The 22,011-nt window shown below is 37.6% G+C and carries 18 protein-coding genes and 1 tRNA gene; 10 read left to right on the top strand and 9 right to left on the bottom strand.

Annotated features, from left to right (window positions below; genetic code table 11):
* Nucleotides 1-143 precede the first annotated feature (143 nt).
* Both AC6EI2_RS05355 and AC6EI2_RS05350 read left to right on the top strand, forming a co-directional pair.
* Complete coding sequence (locus AC6EI2_RS05355) at nt 144-1,460, top strand: amidohydrolase family protein (RefSeq protein ID WP_498463358.1); 1,317 nt, start codon at nt 144-146, stop codon at nt 1,458-1,460.
* On the top strand, nt 1,457-2,809 hold the full coding sequence (locus tag AC6EI2_RS05350) for an FAD-binding oxidoreductase (protein ID WP_498463357.1): 1,353 nt from the start codon (nt 1,457-1,459) through the stop codon (nt 2,807-2,809). Before AC6EI2_RS05355 ends, AC6EI2_RS05350 begins: the two co-directional genes overlap by 4 nt.
* A gap of 21 nt (nt 2,810-2,830) precedes the next feature.
* On the opposite strand, the gene AC6EI2_RS05345 is transcribed toward AC6EI2_RS05350, so the two are convergent.
* The 4 genes from AC6EI2_RS05345 to murA form a co-directional block, all read right to left on the bottom strand.
* Nucleotides 2,831-4,069 (bottom strand): bifunctional folylpolyglutamate synthase/dihydrofolate synthase, encoded by a 1,239-nt coding sequence (locus AC6EI2_RS05345; protein ID WP_498463356.1) that lies wholly within the window; start codon nt 4,067-4,069, stop codon nt 2,831-2,833.
* Nucleotides 4,048-5,232 carry an aspartate aminotransferase family protein gene (locus AC6EI2_RS05340; RefSeq protein WP_498463355.1) on the bottom strand — a complete coding sequence of 395 codons (1,185 nt, stop codon included), beginning with the start codon at nt 5,230-5,232 and terminating at the stop codon, nt 4,048-4,050. Before AC6EI2_RS05340 ends, AC6EI2_RS05345 begins: the two co-directional genes overlap by 22 nt.
* 5 nt (nt 5,233-5,237) lie before the next feature.
* Nucleotides 5,238-5,319, bottom strand: a tRNA-Leu gene (locus AC6EI2_RS05335).
* 39 nt (nt 5,320-5,358) lie between these two features.
* Complete coding sequence (gene murA, locus AC6EI2_RS05330; protein ID WP_498463354.1) at nt 5,359-6,735, bottom strand: UDP-N-acetylglucosamine 1-carboxyvinyltransferase; 1,377 nt, start codon at nt 6,733-6,735, stop codon at nt 5,359-5,361.
* 241 nt (nt 6,736-6,976) lie between these two features.
* On the opposite strand from murA, the gene AC6EI2_RS05325 reads away from it, so the two are divergent.
* Genes AC6EI2_RS05325 through trpC form a run of 3 tightly spaced genes read left to right on the top strand, consistent with a single transcriptional unit; the run spans nt 6,977 to nt 10,184 of the window.
* Entirely contained in the window at nt 6,977-7,804 is an 828-nt protein-coding gene (locus AC6EI2_RS05325) for a TrmH family RNA methyltransferase (protein WP_498463353.1), read from the top strand.
* Nucleotides 7,805-7,809: 5 nt separating this feature from the next.
* Entirely contained in the window at nt 7,810-9,252 is a 1,443-nt protein-coding gene (gene lpdA, locus AC6EI2_RS05320) for a dihydrolipoyl dehydrogenase (RefSeq protein ID WP_498463352.1), read from the top strand.
* Nucleotides 9,253-9,296: 44 nt separating this feature from the next.
* Entirely contained in the window at nt 9,297-10,184 is an 888-nt protein-coding gene (gene trpC, locus AC6EI2_RS05315) for an indole-3-glycerol phosphate synthase TrpC (RefSeq protein ID WP_498463351.1), read from the top strand.
* Between the two features lie 27 nt (nt 10,185-10,211).
* Here trpC and sodX read toward each other — a convergent pair whose 3' ends face one another.
* The 3 genes from sodX to AC6EI2_RS05300 all read right to left on the bottom strand — a co-directional run bounded on the left by sodX (nt 10,212) and on the right by AC6EI2_RS05300 (nt 11,689).
* Nucleotides 10,212-10,595, bottom strand: coding sequence for a nickel-type superoxide dismutase maturation protease (sodX, locus tag AC6EI2_RS05310; RefSeq protein WP_498463350.1), 384 nt, complete (start codon nt 10,593-10,595; stop codon nt 10,212-10,214).
* Nucleotides 10,570-11,040 carry a superoxide dismutase, Ni gene (gene sodN / locus AC6EI2_RS05305; protein ID WP_498463349.1) on the bottom strand — a complete coding sequence of 157 codons (471 nt, stop codon included), beginning with the start codon at nt 11,038-11,040 and terminating at the stop codon, nt 10,570-10,572. The genes sodX and sodN overlap by 26 nt, the downstream gene beginning before the upstream one ends.
* A 94-nt stretch (nt 11,041-11,134) precedes the next feature.
* A complete protein-coding gene (locus AC6EI2_RS05300; RefSeq protein WP_498463348.1) occupies nt 11,135-11,689 on the bottom strand; it encodes an FKBP-type peptidyl-prolyl cis-trans isomerase in 555 nt (184 codons plus the stop codon).
* Between the two features lie 163 nt (nt 11,690-11,852).
* Here AC6EI2_RS05300 and AC6EI2_RS05295 point away from each other — a divergent pair, with 163 nt between their 5' ends.
* Complete coding sequence (locus AC6EI2_RS05295) at nt 11,853-13,325, top strand: apolipoprotein N-acyltransferase (RefSeq protein ID WP_498463347.1); 1,473 nt, start codon at nt 11,853-11,855, stop codon at nt 13,323-13,325.
* A gap of 2 nt (nt 13,326-13,327) precedes the next feature.
* On the opposite strand, the gene mnmA is transcribed toward AC6EI2_RS05295, so the two are convergent.
* Nucleotides 13,328-14,542 (bottom strand): tRNA 2-thiouridine(34) synthase MnmA, encoded by a 1,215-nt coding sequence (gene mnmA, locus AC6EI2_RS05290; protein ID WP_498463346.1) that lies wholly within the window; start codon nt 14,540-14,542, stop codon nt 13,328-13,330.
* A 45-nt stretch (nt 14,543-14,587) separates the two neighbouring features.
* Between mnmA and AC6EI2_RS05285 the strand changes: the two genes are divergently transcribed.
* A complete protein-coding gene (locus tag AC6EI2_RS05285) occupies nt 14,588-16,135 on the top strand; it encodes an NAD(P)H-hydrate dehydratase (RefSeq protein WP_498463345.1) in 1,548 nt (515 codons plus the stop codon).
* Nucleotides 16,136-16,292: 157 nt separating this feature from the next.
* Nucleotides 16,293-17,234, top strand: coding sequence for an RpoD/SigA family RNA polymerase sigma factor (locus tag AC6EI2_RS05280; RefSeq protein WP_498463344.1), 942 nt, complete (start codon nt 16,293-16,295; stop codon nt 17,232-17,234).
* A gap of 18 nt (nt 17,235-17,252) precedes the next feature.
* Here the strand turns inward: AC6EI2_RS05280 and pdhA are convergent, their stop codons facing one another.
* Nucleotides 17,253-18,329, bottom strand: a complete 1,077-nt coding sequence (gene pdhA, locus AC6EI2_RS05275) for a pyruvate dehydrogenase (acetyl-transferring) E1 component subunit alpha (RefSeq protein WP_498463343.1) — start codon at nt 18,327-18,329, stop codon at nt 17,253-17,255.
* A 113-nt stretch (nt 18,330-18,442) separates the two neighbouring features.
* Here pdhA and AC6EI2_RS05270 point away from each other — a divergent pair, with 113 nt between their 5' ends.
* Together AC6EI2_RS05270 and ffh are read left to right on the top strand one after the other, a co-directional pair.
* The gene (locus AC6EI2_RS05270) at nt 18,443-20,500 is read left to right on the top strand and encodes an IMS domain-containing protein (protein ID WP_498463342.1); all 2,058 of its coding nucleotides are present in this window, start codon (nt 18,443-18,445) and stop codon (nt 20,498-20,500) included.
* Between the two features lie 39 nt (nt 20,501-20,539).
* Complete coding sequence (gene ffh / locus AC6EI2_RS05265; RefSeq protein ID WP_498463341.1) at nt 20,540-22,003, top strand: signal recognition particle protein; 1,464 nt, start codon at nt 20,540-20,542, stop codon at nt 22,001-22,003.
* Nucleotides 22,004-22,011 lie beyond the last annotated feature (8 nt).

Genomic DNA, 22,011 nt, shown 5'->3' with positions numbered 1-22,011 from the left:
AATTTAGCTTGTGAGTATTGTAGATAGTACGGATTAAAAATATCACTTTTTATATCTTGATCAAAACGCAATTGACAGATATAGAAGTTACTGTGTAAGTAGAACTCATAATAAAAAAGCCCGGGATTGAAATCTATTTACAAGTGAATTTCGCTAAAGATGTTGAATTTATTGAAAGTCCTCCAAAGTCTGGGCGAGTGGATGTTCTTGTTCCAAGATGTTTAATTGGTAATGGACATGATGTGCTGGGAACTTCAATTGACAAAGAAGGATTATTGTCTGCTCGGCTTGAGTGGCTAGATGGAACAATTACATCAATTAAGGGCTTAGAAGAAACTTCAAAAGTCTCTGAGGAAATCCTTTTGCCAAGATTTGTAGAACCGCATGCGCATATAGATAAAGCATTTTCATGGTCACGCTCACCTAACTTGAGAGGTAGTTATCAAGAAGCTTTAGCAGCAAACCTCCGTGAATATGAATTGAGGTCAGAAGAAGAATTAATTTTCAGAGTTGAAAAGTGTCTCAACCTAGCCCTTGTTAATGGGATTAGGGCAATTAGATCTCATATAGATAGTTTTGGAAAAACAGCAATGAAAGATTGGGATCAGATAGAAAGTATTAGAACAAAATGGCAAGAGAAAATTTTTTTACAGTTTGTGGCTTTGGTTCCATTAGATTTTTGGCAAAGTGATGAAGGCGAGCTTTTAGCTCAAAGAGTTGCTCTAAATGGAGATCTCTTAGGTGGGGTGATAGCGCCACCTTTCAATAAAAGGAAAACTTTTAAGTCCTTACTTTACCTAGTGGAACTAGCAAATAGACTTAAGTGTGATATTGATCTTCATATTGATGAGTCTCAACTTTGCCCGGCTGGGGGATTGAAATTACTTCTAGAAGTATTAGGTCAAGTTAAAAATGAGATATCAATAACTTGTAGTCATCTAAGCAGTATGGGATTGTTAAGAGAAAAGGAGATTTCATTGTTAGCGAACAAAATGGCTAAGAACAGATTAAAAGTAGTTTCTTTACCATTAACTAATTCTTGGCTTTTAGGAAGAAAAGATCGATCCACCTTAACTAAAAGACCATTAGCACCTATTTTTCAACTTCAAAAAGCCGGAGTCGATGTATCTGTAGGAGGAGATAATATAAATGATTCATGGTTCCCTTTATCTAATTTTGATCCCATAAATTTAATGTCATTCTCCATGACAATTGCTCATTTATCTCCCTGGGACAGATTGGGCCTTTCTCCATTTACTTGGTCTCCAGCCGATTTGCTTAATCTTAAATGGGATGGCATTTTTCAAAAGGGAAGTCCTGCGGATTTTATTTTGTTAGATTCAACTAGTTGGGTGAAAGTTTTGTCTGAAAGACCTAAAAGAAGAGTAGTAGTTAATGGTGAATTCTTGAATGAATTGCCCAAAAAACAAAAAACAACATTCACAAATTATGAGTCATGACTAGAAAAGAGAAAATAGAGTTGCTATTAAGTGAACTAAAACAAGTATCTCATCTAGAGATCTATCAACAAACTAGTGATTTAAAAAGGTTCTCTAAAGATTTCTTTGATTATTCACCAATATTAATTAATGAATTGAAAGATTGCTTGGCTGAAATAGTTGTTCGACCACTTTCGGTAGATGCCATTATTGATGTTGCTCGAATTTGTAATAAATACTCAACTCCGTTGACACTTAGAGGGTCAGGAACAGGGAACTACGGGCAAAGTGTTCCCCTTGATGGAGGAGTAGTCATGGTTATGTCTGGTCTAAAGAAGATTAGAAATTTCGATTCAAAATCAGGTGAAATTACAGTTGAATCTGGTTGTTTGCTTAGAGATATCAATGATGAGTTGATTAAACATGGTCGACAATTACGGTTGCTTCCAAGTACATGGAGAAGCGCCTCTATTGGCGGCTTCATCGCTGGTGGTTCAGGTGGCATAGGATCCGTTCGTTGGGGCTTCCTGCGAGATCCTGGCCATTTGCAATCCTTAGAAATAATAACGACTGAGGATTCCCCAAGAAAACTAGAATTGAACGCAGATAAGTCTGAGGCATTGAACCATGCTTATGGAACCAACGGAATTATTACTGCGTTGACATTAACGACTGCTCCATCTGTTGAATGGCAACAAATAGTTGTCGATTGTTTTGATTGGAATCAGGCTGTTGACTTGTTAAGCAAATTTAATTGTGCTGCACTAGAGCTTTATTTAGGAACCTTGTTAGAGAAAGAAATTCTTAACTGTCTTCCGCATTGGTCTGGTAAACCATCAAATAAACATAGGATATTATTGTTGGTTGCACCTGATGGCGTTAGTACAGTTGAGCGACTTGCAAAGTCAGCTGGCGCAGACTTTGATGACTTGGGCACGGAGAACCTGAAGGCTGGAAAAGGTCTTCGAGAACTTTCTTGGAACCATACAACTTTACATATGCGTGGTATTGACCCTGGTTGGACTTATTTGCAAATGCTTCTTCCTCAGCCTGAATCTGCAATGATGAGAAAATTGAAAACTGAGTGGGGATCCAATCTTTTATGGCATTTGGAATGTGTTCGTCAAAATGGAGTTCAAAGAATAGCTTCACTCCCACTTGTTAAATGGCAAGGTGAAGAAGCTATGAATCAATTAATCAGTCAATGCAGAGACCTTGGCGCAGTAATTTTTAATCCGCATACAATCACTGTTGAAGATGGAGGTCTAGGTGTAATTGATTCTGATCAAGTTCAAGCTAAGAGTAACTTTGATCCAAAAGGGATTCTCAATCCAGGTAAACTCAAAGGGTGGAATCTAAAAAGCAATTGACTTATTAATCTATTAGACAATTTAAATTGTCAATATTTTCCTTTGAAAAAGATCACCTATTAAATAGAGTGATCCTGTAATTACAGGTGGTGGAGATGGCCATTTATGTTGCTTCTTAAGTGCTGATAAAACATCTTCCACGCTAAGCGCTTCTTTGATTTGGTCTTTAAACTCAGGGCAGGAACTTAAAATTTGATCTTTAGCCCAGCTTTGTTGGCCAGGAACAGGAACTAGCCATGCTGAATCTTTTTCTCTGATTAGCTTCTGTAAAATTCCTATCATGTCTTTTCTTTTTTGAATTCCTAGTATCCAAATAATTCCATTTTCTTGATCAGTCCATGCGTCTCGTTCAATGGATAATTGGTTTGCCGCATGAGGATTATGTGCACCATCAACAACTATTGGCAATCCTTTCCATTTTGTTGATTGAAGTCTTCCCGGCCATTTGGCACGAGAGAAGCCCTCTCGAATTTGTTCTTTAGAAATAGACCATCCCATATTTTTTAAGGATTCAATAACTCCTTTAGCTACAGCTGCATTTTCTTTTTGTATCGCTCCTGATAGACCAAGTTCCCAATCTGATGGAAGTGGATCCACCCAATGAATGACTGCTTGTTGCTTTAGGGCGGTTTCTTCGAAAACTCGTTTTACAATATTGTGTTGAGCAGCTGTAATGACAACACTCTTTGAAGTTATTACAGCTGCTTTTTCAATAGCTATTTTTTCTAGATTATCACCCAGGTATTCACAATGATCAAGACCAATAGCTCCAAATGCAATAATAGGTCTATATTTATGTGCGGTTGTGGCATCAAGTCTACCTCCGAGTCCTACTTCAAGGATAAGAAGCTCAACTTCTTTTAAAGTAAAATATTTAAGTGCTATTGCAATAACAAATTCAAAAGGAGTTAATCTATTTTTTTCTGCAATTGGAGTAAGAGCGAGACCTAATGATTTAAATTCTTCTTTAGATATATGAATTTTGTTGATACATATTCTCTCCACCCAATCGACTAAATGGGGCGAAGTGGTAACTCCAGTTTTGATATTGACTAAGCTAAGAACGCTATTAATAAAAGCTGCAATAGAGCCTTTCCCATTTGTTCCGGCAATATGAATGGCAGGTGTTTTTTGGCAGGGCTCTCCCATGGCATTAATAGCCGACAACATACGATCTATTCCCAAATTCATATCTTTATATTCTGTGATCTTGGTTTCAAAAATGAAGTTCGATTTTGTTATGAAAGTTTCATCAGACATTTGTCTAGTCTCACTATAAGTTCTTTGACTTCTTTTTTTGTAATAGTTAAAGGTGGAACTATCCTTACTACCTTTGCACCTGCTGATACTAGAAGAAGTTTTTCCTCTAAGGCGGATTTGACAATATCAAGAGATGTTATTTTGATATCGTCTTTTATAACGAGACCTTGAATAAGACCAACGCCTCTTGTGGAGATAAATATATCTGAATATTTTTCTGATAGTTTAATTAATCCTTCTTTTAACTGATCACCTCTGTCGTTGACTTTATTTAGGAGGTCTCTTTTTTGAATTTCTTTCCCAACGGTTAGAGCTGCTCTGCAAGCGAAAGGATTACCTCCAAAAGTGCTGGCATGATCACCGGGCTGAAAGACATCAGCAAGCTTATTGGCTAATAGGGCTCCTATTGCATGCCCACCTCCAAGGCCTTTGGCTAATGTGAAAACATCAGGTTCAACTCCTAGTTGTTCATATCCCCAAAGAGTACCTGTCCTTCCCATTCCGGTTTGGACTTCATCAAATATCAATAAAACATTGTTGCTCGTACATTTTTTTCTTAAAAGCTCAAAAAATGATTTTTTCCCAATATTTATTCCTCCCTCACCTTGTATGGGTTCAATTAAAACAGCTGCAATTGTTGGACCTGTTTTTTCTAAATCATCAAATAGATTTTCAAAAGACTCACTATCGTTATAAAAAAAGAACTTGAATCCCTGAACAATTGGCTCGAAACCTTTGTGATACTTCGGTTGCCCAGTCGCACTTACTGCTGCGAGAGTTCTTCCGTGAAAGCTTTCCTTTGAGCAAAGAATTACTGGATTGTCGATGTTGCGTTTAATATGCCCATATTTTCTTGCCAATTTTATTGCAGCTTCATTTGCTTCTGCACCGCTATTACAGAAAAATACACTCTTAGCAAAACTATTAGAAGTCAACCACTGAGCTAATTCTTTTTGCTCTGGGATACCGTAAAGATTAGATACATGTTGAAGTTTTCTTAATTGCTTTGATAAGGATTTATTTAGTGCTTTATCACTGTGGCCTAACGAACAAGTGGCAATGCCAGCTACCGCATCAAGATATTTTCCACCTTCTTTGTCCCATACCCACGAGCCTTTACCTTTAACGAGGTCTAAAGGAAAACGATTGTAGGTGCTCATCATTGAAGTGGGAGCGGTCGGACTTGAACCGACAAACCCGAAGGTGCCGCATTTTGAGTGCGGTGCGTCTACCAATTCCACCACGCTCCCATAGAACTATTTTATGCCAAAACTAGCAAAAATATGAAACTAAGCAGCATTTTTTTGAGTATTAATATTGTCTTCACTAATTGCGTTGCTGGTGAAGGAATTTTGAGAGGTTGTTTGATCGAATTTTCTAGAAATAATAGAGCCAGCATTATTTAATTTTTCCTCTAATTTTTCATACCCTCTATCCAAGTGCTCTAGACCAGTGAAGATGCTTTTACCTTTGGCAGATAGACATGCAAGAATAATGGCAGCAGATGAACGTAAATCTCCACCTTCTACCTTTGTACCTAAAAGTTTTTCTACACCTTTTATGTAAGCCGTATTGTTCTCTAGATAAATACAGGCGCCCATTTTGTTTAGCTCCAAAACATGTTGCATCCTCTTCTCGAAAACTTTTTCTTTAATTTTGCTTGAACCTTTAGCTGTAGCCATCAATGACATAAATGGAGCTTGCAGATCAGTTGGGAATCCAGGGAATGGACTTGTGGTTATGTCAACTCCTGAGATTTCTCTTGGAATGATTTTTAAATGATGATTCCCGTAATGAGATATCGAACAGCCAGATTCTTGTAGCTTTGAAATAACGGCGCTTAGATGATGGGGGATTAATGGACCAATAATGAGCGGAGAGCGTGTTATTGCTGCAGCAATAAGAAAAGTCCCTGCTTCTATCCTGTCGGGGATAACACGATGAGATGTTCCACTTAAGGCTTCCACTCCAATAATTGTGATTCTTTTCGTGCCAGCCCCATAAACCTTTGCTCCCATTGAATTGAGCATTTTCGCGAGATCCTGGATCTCTGGTTCTCTAGCGGGATTAGATATTGTTGTTTTGCCCAACGCAAGGCAAGAAGCCATCAAGATAGTTTCTGTCGCACCAACGCTGGGATATTTAAGAGCGATGTTTGCTCCGTGTAATCTTTTGTTTTTGGTTGAAACTTGCGCTTTTACAACATCATTGTGAACTTCCACCTCTGCTCCTAAAGCTTTTAAAGCATTTATGTGTTCATCAACAGGTCTTGCTCCAATATTGCATCCACCTGGTAGAGGGATTTTTGCTTCTCCAAGCCTTGTTAGTAAAGGACCAATACAGAAAAAACTGGCCCTCAAACTGTGAACTAGTTGATGAGGTAGATCAGCATTTTGAATGGATCCTGAGTCGATTTCTATAGAATTCTTTGTCTTAGTTAACTTTGATCCCAAATTTCTGAGGATCTCTGACATGACTTCAATGTCCGTAAGTTGTGGGACATTTTTAATGAGGATTTTTTCCTTTGTAAGAAGAGCTGCAGCCATCAAGACTAGTGAAGAATTTTTTGCTCCACTAACTTTCAAAATCCCACTAAGAGGACACCCTCCCTTTACCTCCAGATGTGGCGGAATAACATTCCTTTTAATTGTCGCCACACTACTCATATTGGAGCGAACTGCTTACCTCGCCATAATGCCAAGTGGAATTAAAATAGTCCAGTCAACCTTATTGAAAATTGATGGGTTCAAATTATATATTGATGATGTTGAAAGCTTGAATAAAATTTTAAGGGAGTTTCTATAAATTTTAATAAGAATATTAGTGCTTATTCCAAAGCTGAAAATTATTATGATTATTAAAAACTTAATAATTTGAGGCTGAAAAATTAATAATTCATATTCCCCATTGATTACAAGTAAACGAAACCCCTTGGTTAAAAAATTAAGGTCTCTTTTGAAAAGGACCGGACGTGAAGACCATTCTTCTCTGTTGCTTGAGGGATCTAATTTGCTTGAAGAGGCTTTGAAAACCAATTTTTGGCCATTAGAAGTTATTGCAACTCCAGATTGGTGTGATGAGAATAAGGAGGTCTTAAGAAAAATACCTTCCAGATCTTTATTAACCCTAGTAACTCAAAATGTTTTAGAGGCATCTTTGTCAACAGTGACACCAGATGGCGTTGCAGCGATATTTCCAATGCCAGGATTGCCAAAATTGGAAAAAGCCCCGAAACACATTTTGGCTTTAGACAGAATCCAAGACCCTGGAAATTTAGGGAATTTATTCCGATCAGCTCTTGCTGGTGAATATGATGTCATTTGGTTGGCTTCTGGAGCAGATCCCCTAAATCAAAAGGTTTTAAGATCCTCAGCTGGCTCAATTCTTCACTTGCCCTTTGAGCGGATAGGGGATTCATTTTCTTCAAGTATTGAAATGCTTGTTTCAAAACTAAATATTGCAATTGATAATAATTTCCAAGTAGTTGGAACAATTTCACCTAGTAAAGTCACTGATAAAGCAGTTAAACCGTATTGGGATTTAGACTGGAATGTCCCTACTGTATTGGTTCTTGGTAATGAAGGCTCAGGAGTTCATTCTTCAATTGAAGCCTGTTGCACAGACTTTGTTACGTTGCCTCATAGCCCTTTAGTTGATTCATTAAATGTGGCATCTGCTGCAGTTCCTCTCTTGTTGGAGCGACAAAGGGTAAAAATGGTTAAGGGTATCCAATGAAAACCGTGAGTGAAATTCCTTTTGACTTCGATTTAATTGTTGTCGGAGCTGGATATGGAGGCTTTGACGCTGCAAAACATGCAGCAGAGGCTGGGTTGAAAGTCGCTATTGTTGAATCAAGAGATATGGGAGGAACCTGTGTTAACAGAGGCTGTGTTCCCTCTAAAGCATTGCTAGCAGCTAGTGGGAAGGTTCGTGAGCTTGCTAATGTTCATCATCTTGCAGAATTTGGTATACATTCTGCTCCGGTTAGATTTGAACGTAAAAAAATTGCTGAACATGCAAAATCCTTAGTTGAGACAATTCGAAAAAATCTAACCAAAACGCTTGAAAGATCAGGAGTTGAGATACTTAGAGGAGAAGGACGTCTAGAAGGTAAACAAAAGGTCGGTTTAAGAGAAACAAATGGAGTTGATAGAATTTTGTCCGCTAGAGATATCATCTTGGCTACAGGTTCGGATCCTTTTGTTCCTCCTGGGATCGAAATTGATGGCCGAACAGTTTTTACAAGTGATGAAGCTATTAATCTAGAATGGCTGCCAAGATGGATCGCAATTATTGGTAGTGGCTACATTGGCTTGGAGTTCGCCGATATTTATACAGCTTTAGGTTGTGAGGTAACCATGATTGAAGCTCTTGAGAAAGTAATGCCTACTTTTGATCCTGACATTACGAAAATAGCTTCAAGAAATCTTATTGATAAAAGAGATATTGAAACTCGAGCTGGAGTATTCGCTACTAAAGTTAAGCCAGGATGTCCCGTAGAGGTCGAGCTTACAGATGCAAAGAGTCGAGAAGTGATTGAGGAATTACAAGTTGACGCTGTTCTGGTTGCTACAGGACGAGTGCCGTCGACTAAAAATCTTAATCTACAATCCGTAGGAGTTGAAACAACTAGAGGTTTTATTCCGATTGATGATCAGATGAGAGTATTGGTAAATGAAAAACCAATTTCTAATTTGTGGGCAGTGGGAGATGTTACAGGTAAGTTGATGTTGGCCCACACTGCCGCAGCTCAAGGGAGTATTGCCGTAGAAAATATTTTAGGAAAAGCGATAGAAATTGATTACAGAAGTATTCCTGCAGCGACTTTTACTCACCCTGAAATAAGTTCTGTTGGACTTTCGGAAGAAGAAGCAAAAGATCTTTCAGAAAATGAAGGCTTTGAACTGGGGATTGTTAGAAGTTATTTTAAAGCGAACTCCAAGGCTTTGGCTGAATTAGAAAGTGATGGAATTATGAAGTTGATTTTTAATAAAGAGACGGGGGAGGTCCTTGGTGCTCATATTTATGGATTACATGCGGCTGATCTCATACAAGAAGTTTCTAATGCAATTGCAAGGAGGCAGCGTGTAAATGACTTAGCAAAAGAAGTTCATACTCATCCAACCTTAAGCGAAGTTGTGGAGGTTGCTTATAAACAAGCATCTTTACAAATAAAGAAGTAGTTAAAATCAAATTTTATTTTTAAAGATCATCAATTATTTAAATTATGGAAATCAGAAGAAGACCTCCTAATCCAAGTGTAAAAGTAGCCAATTTAGAATATGCAATCCCTCACCCAGATTCAAAACCTAAAAATATTTTGGAGGAAATTGTTTGGGAAAAACATCTAGAGGTTGAGATTGCAAGAAAAAAAGTTTCACTTGAAGATTTAAAAAAAAAGATCAAGGATTTGCCAAAAACAAAAAATTTTATAGAAGCATTAAAAAATAGTGAATCTAAACCAGCACTAATCTCAGAAATAAAAAAAGCTAGTCCAAGTAGAGGGATAATTAGACAGGAGTTTGACGCGAGAATGATAGCTAAAATGTATCAAGATGGAGGTGCTAACTGCATATCAGTCTTAACAGATAAAAAATTCTTTCAAGGTGGTTTTGATGTCTTAGTTGAAGTTAGAAAAGAAATTACAATCCCAATATTATGTAAGGATTTTATCCTTTACCCATATCAGCTTTACCAAGCAAGAGCTGCAGGTGCTGATGCTGCACTTTTGATAGCCGCAATACTTACTGATTCAGATTTAAAGTACTTATCAAAGGTCGCTGAACATTTGGGACTGACAATATTGGTAGAGGTTCATGACTCAGAAGAACTTGAAAGAGTACTAAGCATTAATTCATTTAATTTAATAGGTATCAATAATAGAAATTTAAAGAGTTTTAAAACTAATCTGGAAGTTACGAAGGAATTGGCTAAGAGTTATGCTCACCAATTAAAGGAAAATTCTATTACTTTGGTAAGCGAGTCGGGTTTATTTACTCGCGAGGATTTGGCTTTAGTAAAGAGTTATGGGGCTGATGCTGTTTTGGTTGGTGAATCTCTTATTTCACAGGAGGATATATTAGGTGGAGTTAAAAAGTTAATTGGTAAATTATAAATTAAGAACAAGATATATATAAATAATTTAAATCTGTTTAGGGAAGATTTTGTCTACTTTACCAATGATTAAATCTAATTTAATTAAACCTAAGTCTCTACTGTCAGTGCTTGCTAAGGAGTTGTCTCCCCTTAAATCAAATTTGTTTTGATAAATCCTACTAATTCTTTTAATTATTAACTTATTTTTTATTATTGGATGACAGGCAACAACGATATCGCCAATCTTTAAGTCAATATTTTTTTTGTTTAACTTTTTATATGTTACTAAATCTCCCGCTTTAAGAGTTCTTTCCATAGATTTACCGACAACACGTAAATGTTGCCGGTAACCGATTATTAAAGTAAATAAAGTAAATAGGTTCGGTTTATGGAAAAGACTTTTATCAGCTTGCGGTAACCCAGCTATCATTTCTTCCTTTTGAAGACCAAAACATAGAGTGGATCTTTTGCACAGCAGCTAATAATTCTTCTGCCTTGGCTTGATCAATATTTACCTTGCATGCACTACAAAGCTTTGCTGCTTTCCAAAAAGTGTCATGTAGATCAGGATATGTGGCTAAGTGTTCAGGCTTGAAGTAATCAGTCCAGAGGATTAGAAGTTCTTTTTTGGCCTTTTGTGATTCTTCCTCTTTAATCGCAACGAAGCGAGAAAAAGTGTTGTTATAAGCTGAAATGGAAGCTTGATCGTTGCCAGCTGGAGCTAGAGCAATAAGTTTTTTTGTCATAGACAAAACCGCCTCTGCGGCAACTCTTGCAGAAGCAGGGTCGTATACACCGCAAGGTCCGTCACAGTGAGCGTGAACAGATTTTGCTGGAAGCTTGCTAAAAATTGATGTAAGTGTTTCGCTCAACATCTGAAAGATACTTTGTGAACTTTTTTTTTACATTAATGGCGTTTGTCAACAAACGCCATAACTTTTCTAGAGCTTTCTGAATAATTTAAGAAATTTACTTAACACTCAATAATTCTACTTCAAAAGTCAAAACTGAATTAGGGGGGATTGGACCTATCCCTCTGCTTCCATAGCCCAATTCTGGTGGAATGACTAATTTTCTTTTGCCTCCAACTTTCATTCCTGCAACCCCCTCATCCCAACCCTTTATCACCATCCCTGCACCCAAAGAAAATTCAAAAGGACCTCTGCCATAACTACTGTCAAATTCTTTCCCATCATCAAGAGTACCCTTGTAATTTACTGAGACAGTTGTTCCTGGGCTAGCTTCTTGACCATCACCTAAAACTAATTCAGTAATTTTTAGCCCACTTGAAGTAACTTGAGATGACCCTATCTCAGCTCTCCCAAGAGGAGGGTTGCTTGCACTGGTTTTATCTGAAGCCATAGTAAAGAGTGATGGATTTGGGTCTTCTGGGTCTAATTCAAATGGATTAGTTGCAGACTCGCTGGTTTTTGTGGATTGCCTAACATCAGCTTGGATTGGTTGGTCAATTTGTAAGGCATTCGTTGGAGTTGGTGAGATGATTTGGCTGATCACTGCAATCATCAAGCAGCTAAGGCAAACAGAAAAGCTAATTAAGATTTCTCTCACAGCAATATTAAGTAGTCGGAAATATTCTTACAGATTAATACCCAAATTACATCTATTTAAAAGATAACTAACCAGAGAGTATGAATTTTCTCAGTGTGTATTTTATTAAATTAGATTAATGAATAATATCTATTCTCTTTTTATCAAAGCGTTTGTTGGTGGGGCTCTAGCAGGAATCTCCCTCAGTGAAGGTAATTATTCATGCATGCTTTTAGGAGTATCTTTACTTTGGCCTGCTAGCAAGAATCCATGGGGGGGCTTTTGCTGGGGTGCAATGGCTGTTTTATGGAGTCATAAGTGGTTGCTATCTTTGCATCCAATTGATTGGGTAGGGATAAACTCAAATTTAAGCTTGCCCATTACCATTTGTATATGGCTTTTGTGTGGAGCCTTTGGAGGGGCTCTGGTTTTTAGTTGGTCAGCTTTAAGTGTTTTTTTTGCTCCTGGAAGACTGCAGTTTTCTAAATTAGAAAATAAATTTATTTATGCCATCTTATTATCAACAATATGGGGTCTAACTGAAGAGATCCTATCTAGAGGCCCTTTGTTTTGGATGGGTTTAGGGCCAAGTTTATTACCACAAGATAGATATCTAGCTGGATTAGCAAGATGGATAGGTTCGGGGGGGTTGGCTTCTTTCCATCTTTTCGCCGGATGGTGGATTTGGCAACTTTCGATTGCTTTTCAAGCCAGAAAAAAACTCAAGAAACTGATTTTTATTGGATTTGTTTATTTTTCTTTGGCTCATATAATTGGATTTATTTTGTTGTTGGACTCTCCAAATGATTCGGCAGAACAGGTTGCGATATGGCAAACAAATATTCCAATAAGACAAAAATTTAGTCAAGAAGAAATAAATGCTTTGCCTTCAAAAATAGATAGAGCATTAAATGATGCTTTTGAAATGAATGCATCCTTTTTAATTGCTCCAGAGGGAACGTTGCCTGTGGATAGATCAAAGATTCGGGATTTTCCTGTTAAATTTCTCTCTGGAGGTTTCAGGAAAACAAATGGTTCTCTACGAAGTTCAATATTGGTTTTCAATCCAGGTGAAGAGTCTTTTTCACATGTATTGGACAAATCTAGATTAGTCCCTCTGGGTGAATGGATTCCTGCATTGCCTAACTTTATGAAAAATGGTTTATCTGCAGTAGGTGGAATTGAAAGTGGGAATTCATCAAGACTTCTTGATTGGGAGGGACCCTCTTTCGCAGGAGTTATATGTTACGAATTAAGTAATGGGAAAGCTATAGCTAAAGCAGTTAATCAAGGTGCTAAATGGATTTTGGTGATTGCAAATTTAGATCCCTATCCTATTTCCTTGCAAAGACAATTTTTATCTATTGCTCAATTAAGGAGTATAGAAACATCAAAAAATCTAATATCTGTCTCAAACACCGGCCCAACATCTTTGATTAAAAGTAATGGAATAATTGATACCCTCCTTAAACCCAATAAAGAACATGTTCAACTCGTTGATCTTAAATTAAATGAAAAGAAAACATTATATACATATATTTCTGACTTGCCTTTAGTTTTAGTTGGGTTTATAAGTTTAATAGGAGTTTTGAGATCACGTAAGTATAATTAGTGTTAACATTCTTTCGAAATAAGTCCTCCACCTAATACATAATCTCCCTTATAAAATACTGCTGCTTGTCCAGGAGTAATTGAAAATTGATCTTCTTCAAAATGAATATGACATTTATTACAATAATTTTCTTTATTATTGTCAATAATTGGTATTAACTTTGCTTTTACTGCTTTGCTTCTGTATCTGATTTGGACCTCAACTTCTATAGGTTCCTGAGGCGGTTCAATTGATACCCAATTTATATCTTTGACAATACACTCTGACTTTCCAGATTCTTCTCTTGGGGCAACAATTACTCTGTTGAAAGAGGCATCAATTTCAACAACATGTAGAGGAACTTCCCATGCAATACCTAATCCCTTTCGTTGTCCTATCGTGAAATGTTGAATTCCATTATGAAAACCTATAATTTCACCATTTTTAAGGACAATCTCTCCTTCCTTTTGTGGGAGATACTTATCAATAAAAGCATTCATTGATCCGTAATGTTCAGCAAGACAAAGGTCTTGACTTTCCGGCTTTTCGGCAGTCTTTAATGAATGTTTAAAAGCTTCGATTCGTGTTATTTCTTTTGTTAATTCTCCAAGAGGAAAAATTGTTTTTTCTAAGATTTCTTGTGGGAGATCATATAAAAAATAGCTTTGATCTTTATTAAGATCTTTACCTCTTAAAAGCTTATGTCTTTTAATTGAATCATTAGGAAGATCATTCCTGTCAAAAGATTCATTTGAATATCTAATCCTTGCGTAATGTCCTGTGGCGATCTTTTCGACATTTTTATTTTTTTTAACCCATTTCAGCATTTCTGAGAATTTGACTGATTTATTACAGCGAGAGCAGGGTAAAGGAGTGATTCCTTCTTCATATCCTTTTACGACATTATTAATTATTTCTTTTTGGAAAATTTCTTTTGAATCGACTATGTGATGCTTAATTCCAAGTTGATCGCATATGCCTGCTGCATCAATTAATCCATCTGAACAGCAAGACCCTTTCCCTTTCATTAGCCATAAAGTTAATCCCACTACATCCCAACCAGCTTGACAGAGGAGAGCGGCGGTTAAGGAGCTATCCACGCCTCCGGAGAGTCCCACTACAACCGAATGGTTCCCAGAAAATGCTTGCAGTCTTTTTAATGTTTGCGCGACTGTTTCTTCTGAAGTCAAATGATTTAAAACTTTTTTTGTTTCTCTTGTTTCCACATTCATGGGCATTGATAGTAGCTTCTATTCATAGTTGGGTTTGGTTGCTTTTTGATTTTGAATTGGCCTCAATCTGATTCGGAGCATTTGATGGTTTCTTCAGAGCAGATGCAAACCATTGAAAAAGAAATGTTTTCTATGGGTATGTCTGTTGAAGCTCTCATGGAAAAAGTAGGGATTGGTATCTCTACATGGATATTAGACAGACAAGGATTGATTGAAAATGGTGCAATCGTTTTAGTAGGTCCAGGGCATAACGGAGGTGATGGTCTTGTTGTTGCAAGAGAACTTTATCTGGCAGGCGTTGAAACCTCTATTTGGTGTCCATTCCCATTGAAAAAAGAATTAACACAAAAACATTTCGACTATGCAATTCGAATAGGTATTGAAAACTTGGAGCATACACCTGATTCAAAGTCTGATTCATTATGGATTGAGGCATTATTTGGATTAGGTCAATCAAGAATTATTTCTGATGAAATAGTTCACTTATTGAATTCGAAGAGGAAATCTAGCCCTGATAAACTGATTAGTATTGATGTTCCCGCTGGATTAGACTCAGATAATGGGATTACATTATCAAATACAACATTTAAAGCCTCTCATACACTATCTTTAGGTCTATATAAGACTGGGTTGATTCAAGATGCAGCAATTGATTTTGTCGGCGATTTAGAGAGAGTAGATATCGGGATCCCAGATAAGATTTTGGCTAATCTTCCTGAAAAACAGCCTTTGAGGATTTCGTTTTCCGATTTATCTACTTTTGTTTGGCCTAAGCAAAGTAAAAGTAAAAGTAAATATCAGAGAGGAAGAGTTCTGGTGGTTGCAGGAAGTGAAAAATACAAAGGAGCAGCATCCCTCGCTTTGAGTGGGGCTTTGGCAAGTGGAACAGGTAGTGTGAGCGCTTTTTTGCCTAATTCAGTTTCATCTGCCCTTTGGAGTGCTCATCCTGAAGTCTTATCGCTTGGAGTTCTTAATGCTTTTCAGGACGGTTCCTCAGATTTTTCCAAAGTTTTAAATGAAGTTGACTTGAATAGGTTTGACTCGATTTTGCTTGGACCTGGATTAGGTATTGCAGAAGACAAAGATTGTTTTGGCTCTGACTTGCAGGATTTTAAAGGCCTACTTGTACTTGATGCTGATGCAATAAACAGGCTGTCGATAACCTCGAAAGGTTGGGAATGGCTAAATGATAGAAAAGGACCTACTTGGCTTACACCACACCTGGAAGAATTTAAAAGGCTATTTCCATTAATTGATTGCTCGAATCCATTGAAGGCTGGAATTGAAGCTGCAAAAATTTGCAGTTCTTCTGTCTTATTGAAATCAGCTCATAGTGTTATTTCTGATCCAGAAGGGAAAACCTGGCAAATAGGACAAGTGAATTCAAGTGTTGCAAGAACTGGCCTTGGCGATGTTTTGGCTGGGTTTGTTTCAGGGATGGGTGCTGCTGGACTCGCAAGTGAAAAAAAATTGGATACAAGTTTGCTAGCTGCATCAGCTTTGATGCATGCATATGCAGGGGCTTTTTGTGTAAAAGGGAGTACAGCAAGCACTATTTGCACTTTTCTTGGCGAATTAATAAAAAAGGAAAGCACTTGAAATGTTTTGAAACAACCATTTACAGGGCATTAAATGGTGGATTTGGTGGCATTTGTTAACTAATCGTCAACAGAATCTGAAGCCTTCATGAAAGCCAGGCATCTTTTACCATTTCTGTAGGAAAGTCTTACCACTTTGAAAAACGGGTCTAGAAACAATGGTTTCATCTGCACCCAAGCCTGCTGAATCCCAAAAACGACGCAGCAGTGATCCAATTAGTTGGTACCTTTCTTCTATTGGAAGAGTTCCTCTCTTAACGCCAGCCGAAGAAATTGAACTGGGTAATCAGGTTCAAACAATGATGAGCCTTACCGAGGATGGACAGATTAAGGAGGAGAGCAAAGAATTTAACTCTCATCAAAGAAGATTGATTCGAATTGGAAGAAGGGCAAAGGAAAGAATGATGAAAGCCAATCTTCGACTGGTTGTAAGCGTTGCCAAGAAATATCAAGGAAAAGGTCTTGAACTTTTGGATCTAGTCCAGGAAGGTTCTCTCGGTTTAGAAAGAGCCGTAGAAAAATTTGATCCAACTCGTGGTTATAAGTTTTCTACTTATGCTTTTTGGTGGATAAGGCAAAGCATGACAAGAGCAATTGCTTGTCAGTCAAGAACAATTCGATTACCTGTTCATTTAAGTGAGAGATTAGCGACCATTAGAAAAGTCAGTTTAGACTTGGCTCATAAGCTTGGTGCAATGCCTAGTCGTATTGAAATAGCTGAGGCGATGGAAATTGAGTTAGAAGAACTTGATTCGATTTTGAGACAAGCTCTTACTACTAGCAGTCTTGATGCACCCGTTAATGGTGATGAAGGTCGCAGTTTTTTAGGTGATCTAATAGCTGACGGCTCTGGAGAAGAACCGCTAGATAAAGTAGAACAAAAAATTCATCAAGAGCAACTTGGAAGATGGCTAAGTCATCTGAGCGAACAAGAACAGCACGTTATTAGACTTAGATTTGGACTAGAGGGCAATGAAAGACATACTCTCGCAGAGATAGGTAGATTGTTACAGGTTTCTCGTGAGAGGGTTAGGCAAGTTGAGTTAAAAGCTTTAAGAAAATTGAGAAATCTCACGAGAAAACTTCCAAGTGGAATTTGAATTTTATTTACTTTAGTTTTAGTTCTCTGCCCAGATATATCTAGTTAAATCACTAGGGTCAGGCTCTGGAGCGCTTAGAGCAAATTCAACAGCTTCGTTAATTTCTAAATCAATTGCTTTTTCAATATTTTTTAACTCTTCATCAGAGACGAAGCCAGAACTAGTTAAATCATTTTTTAGCTTTTTAATTGGATCTCTTTTTGCCCAGAATTCCTTCTCTTTCTCAGACCTAAGTTCGTCTGGATCAGCTAGTGAATGGCCTCTAAATCTATAAGTAAGGCACTCTATTAAAGTAGGCCCTTCTCCAGCTCTTGCCCGCTCTATAGCTCTTTGAGCAGCTCCTCTTACAGCCAGCACATCCATACCATCAACCTCTTCTCCTGACATTCCAAATGCCTCAGCTTTTCTCCATATCTCAGTTTCGCTAGTTGCTCTGTCATGGGCCATTCCAATTGCCCATTTATTATTTTCGACTACAAATATGATCGGCAATTTCCATAATTGGGCCATGTTTAAACATTCGTAAAACTGACCAATATTGCATGTTCCATCCCCAAAAAAAGCTGCAGTTACAGAATCACTATTTTCTTTAAGAGCTTCCCTTCTGTATTTGCTTGTGAAAGCAGCTCCAAGAGCGACTGGAATACCTTCGCCAATAAATGCATAACCACCAAGAAGATGATGTTCTTTTGAAAATAGGTGCATAGAACCCCCTCTCCCCTTGCTGCAGCCTGTCTCCTTGCCAAATAGTTCGCTCATCACCTCTTTTGCAGGAACTCCAGCACTCAAAGCATGAACATGATCTCTGTATGTGCTGCAAAACCAGTCGTGTTTGCGTTTCATTGCACCAATAACACCTGTGCTTATAGCTTCCTGCCCGTTGTAAAGATGAACAAACCCAAACATCTTTCCTCTGTAATACATTTCTGCACATTTATCTTCAAATCGTCTTCCCAAAGTCATATCTTTGAAAAGATTTAAACCAATTTCTCTGTTGATTTCAGCGGGTTCGGTTTTAGCCAAATGGCTTAGCCTATCGGCGTGTTCCCTTTGCTGAAGAGGGTCTTGGCTGCTTTTGTCCTTGTTGTGAGACATGACTTTTTGCATATTCACGTATCAATCCTTTTTAGACTTTAAGCGTCAATGGATGCAAAATGGATAAAACCCCTTACGATGCCTAGAGCTTTTTCCTAATTACCAAGTAGCGATTGGAATTACCTATTGATCATTTTCGCTTATTGGGGGTTAGCCCTTCTGCAAATGCTGAAGAAGTCCTAAGGGCTTTTCAGCTAAGGCTAGATCGCCCTCCCAAGCAAGGCTTTACTTATGAAGTTTTAGCTCAAAGAGCTGAGCTGCTAAGACTTTCTGCCGATCTTTTATCCAATCCTACAGAACGACAATCTTACGAACTTGCTCTTATTGAGGGTTCTTCAGGACTTGACTTGTCTTCAAATCGTGAAGTTGCAGGTTTGCTACTTTTGTGGGAATCAAATTCTTCTTTGCAAGCTTTTAAGCTTGCAAAAAAAGCACTGCAGCCGCCACAAGCCCCTGCCTTGGGTAGTGGAAGAGAGTCTGACTTGACATTAATAGCAGCTTTGTCTTGTAGAGACGCTTCTATTAATGAGCAGTCATGCAGAAGATACGCCTCAGGGGCTGATTTGCTCCAAGAAGGGATTCAGTTGCTTCAAAGGATGGGGAAGCTTGTTGAGGAAAGAAAAACCCTTGAGTCTGATCTAGAGACTTTGCTTCCATACAGAATTCTTGATTTGTTAAGTAGAGAGAGCCAAGGTGAAAGGTCTCATGAGGAAGGCCTGATGTTGTTGGAAGAATTTGTTAATAAAAGGGGCGGACTTGAAGGGAAAAGAAATTCAGAAAAAATAGCAGGATTAAATCAAAATGATTTTGAGCTATTTTTCCTCCAAATCAGAAGATTTTTAACAGCAAAAGAGCAGTCAAAACTTTACTTGAATTGGTACCGAAGGGGGTCGGAAGATGCTGGCTTTCTTGCTGCTTTTGCCTTGATTGCTTCCGGCTTTTCTTATCGAAAACCTGAACTTTTGCAAGAGGCACGTAAATACCTTCGAAATATAAACATTAATGGTTTTGACGCCATGCCATTAATTGGATGTCTTGATCTTTTATTAGGTGATGTAAAGCAAGCAGAGTCTCGTTTTAGAAGTAGCTCAGATGAGAAATTAAAAGATTGGCTAGATAATTATCCAGGTGAAACCTTGGCTGCACTTTGTGACTATTGCAGAAATTGGTTAAACAAAGATGTGTTGGTAGGTTTTAGTGATATTCAAATACAATCAGTAAATCTTGATGATTGGTTCTCTAATCAAGAAGTACAGCTATTTGTAGAACAGTTAGAAACAAAAGGTGCATTAGCAATAGCAAAAGCAGGGTTTTCTTTCCTCTCTTCTTTGACCCCTGAACAAGAAATTGAGTATAAGTCATCATTAAACTTGGATGAAGAAGAAACTGATTTGCCAATGCCAGGTGGGTCTTTGGATGATGATTTAAAAGAAAAGTCTTTTAAATCACGATTGCGAAACAAAGAAGCTTTCTTGGGAACCGATATATTTAAAAATATATTTTCAAAATATTATTCAACTGTTGAATTTATCAAAAGATCAGATTTCAAATCCTTCTTAATAAAACGACCAATTTATACAAGTGCTTTTACATTTATTGGTTTATTTATCATAGGAACAAGCTTTGGGATACTTACGCAGAGAAAACCATCAGGAACTATTGATATTAAAGATATTTCGACCAATGAAGTTGCTAAAATAGGAGAGGTTGAAAACATAGGTAGTGGATCAAATAAAAAAGTTAATGATAAAGAAAAACTTGATATAAGAAATTCAATCCCCCTTACCTCTTCCTCGCCTACAGATCAAGAAATTAAATTTCTTATTGAATCATGGTTAAAGGGAAAAGCAGACATTTTGAGTGGTTTAGAAAGTCAAATTCTTTCTTCTGTTGCATCTCCAAATCTATATAATATAGAAATTCAAAGAAGGAATAAATATAATACTTTAGGCCAAAAAATTATTATTGATGCAAAAATAACTTCAATTGATATCGTTAAAAAAACAAATAAAAGAATTGAAGCAAATGTTGAAATGAAATATGAAGATAAAAAGATTAATTCCTCTGGTGATATTATTGAGTCAAGTATTTATCCTTCTTTAAAAGTAAGGTATATAATAGGTAAAAATAAAAATAACTGGCAATTAGTTGATTATATTAGTGGTAATTAAAAAATAACTCTTAAAAATTAATTCTGAAACTCTAAGAAAATGTTTGAGGAACTATCCAGCCAATTTGAAGATGCCGTAAAGGCATTTAAGGGTGAGGCTAAGATTTCGAAGGAAAATGTTGATGAAGCCCTTAAGCAAGTAAGGCGAGCTCTCCTAGAAGCAGACGTCAGTTTATCTGTTGTAAAGGAATTTATCGAAGAAGTTAGAGACAAGGCAGTTGGTACGGAAGTTGTAAGAGGTATAAATCCTGGCCAGAAATTTATACAAGTTGTTCATGAACAACTTGTAAATGTCATGGGAGGAGAGAATGATCCCTTGGCTAATTCAGATAAAAAACCAACCGTGATCTTAATGGCTGGCCTTCAGGGGGCTGGAAAAACTACAGCCACAGCAAAACTTGGATTGCTCCTTAAAGAAAAAAATCTAAAGCCATTACTTGTAGCTGCTGATACATATAGGCCAGCAGCTATTGATCAATTAGTAACTCTGGGAAATCAAATTGATGTAGAGGTTTTTAATTTAAGTTCCAATCTCAAGCCAGAAGAGATTGCAAGAAAAGGTTTGGAGAAAGCGAGAGAAGAGGGATTTGACACTGTGCTTGTAGATACTGCAGGCCGGCTTCAAATTGATACAGAAATGATGGGTGAGATGGTTCGAATTAAAGAGGCCGTCCAGCCAGATGAAGTTTTGTTGGTAGTTGATTCAATGATTGGCCAAGAGGCCGCGGATATTACTAGAAGCTTCCATGAGAAAGTTGGAATAACAGGAGCTGTTCTTACAAAACTAGATGGAGATTCGAGAGGCGGTGCTGCTCTCTCTATTAGAAAAATCAGTGGAAAACCTATCAAATTTATAGGTACTGGAGAAAAGGTTGAGGCATTGCAACCTTTTTATCCCGAGAGGATGGCTAGCAGAATCTTAGGAATGGGCGATGTTTTAACTCTTGTTGAAAAAGCACAGAAAGAAGTTGAAATTGCTGATGCAGAAATCATGCAAAAGAAGCTTCAAGAAGCAACTTTTGATTTCTCAGATTTCGTAAAACAGATGAGAATGATAAAGCGAATGGGCTCATTAGGTGGCTTGCTGAAAATGATTCCTGGGATGAATAAAATTGATGATGGGATGATTAAAAGTGGAGAAGATCAACTTAAAAAAATCGAGGCAATGATTGGTTCAATGTCAGAAGAGGAAAGAAATAAACCTGAATTGTTAGCAGCACAACCCTCAAGACGTCGAAGAGTTGCCAGTGGTAGTGGTCATAAAACAGCAGACGTTGAAAAGGTCCTCGCTGATTTTCAGAGAATGAGAGGTTTGATGAAGCAGATGTCTACTGGAGGAGGACTACCCGGCATGGAAGGTGGCCTTCCTGGAATGGGAGGACTTCCTGGTATGCCTTCACTAGGAGGTAATCCATATCCATCAAATAAAGGAAGAGGAGGCTCTGGTTCGGCGCCCCGAAGACAAAGACCAGTTAAGAAAAAGAAAGGCTTTGGTGATCTTTAGCGATTACA

The sequence above is a fragment of the Prochlorococcus sp. MIT2302 genome (assembly GCF_059772385.1).
Note: the sequence above shows the minus strand (reverse complement) of the source record. Positions and strands in the feature narration are given on the sequence as shown.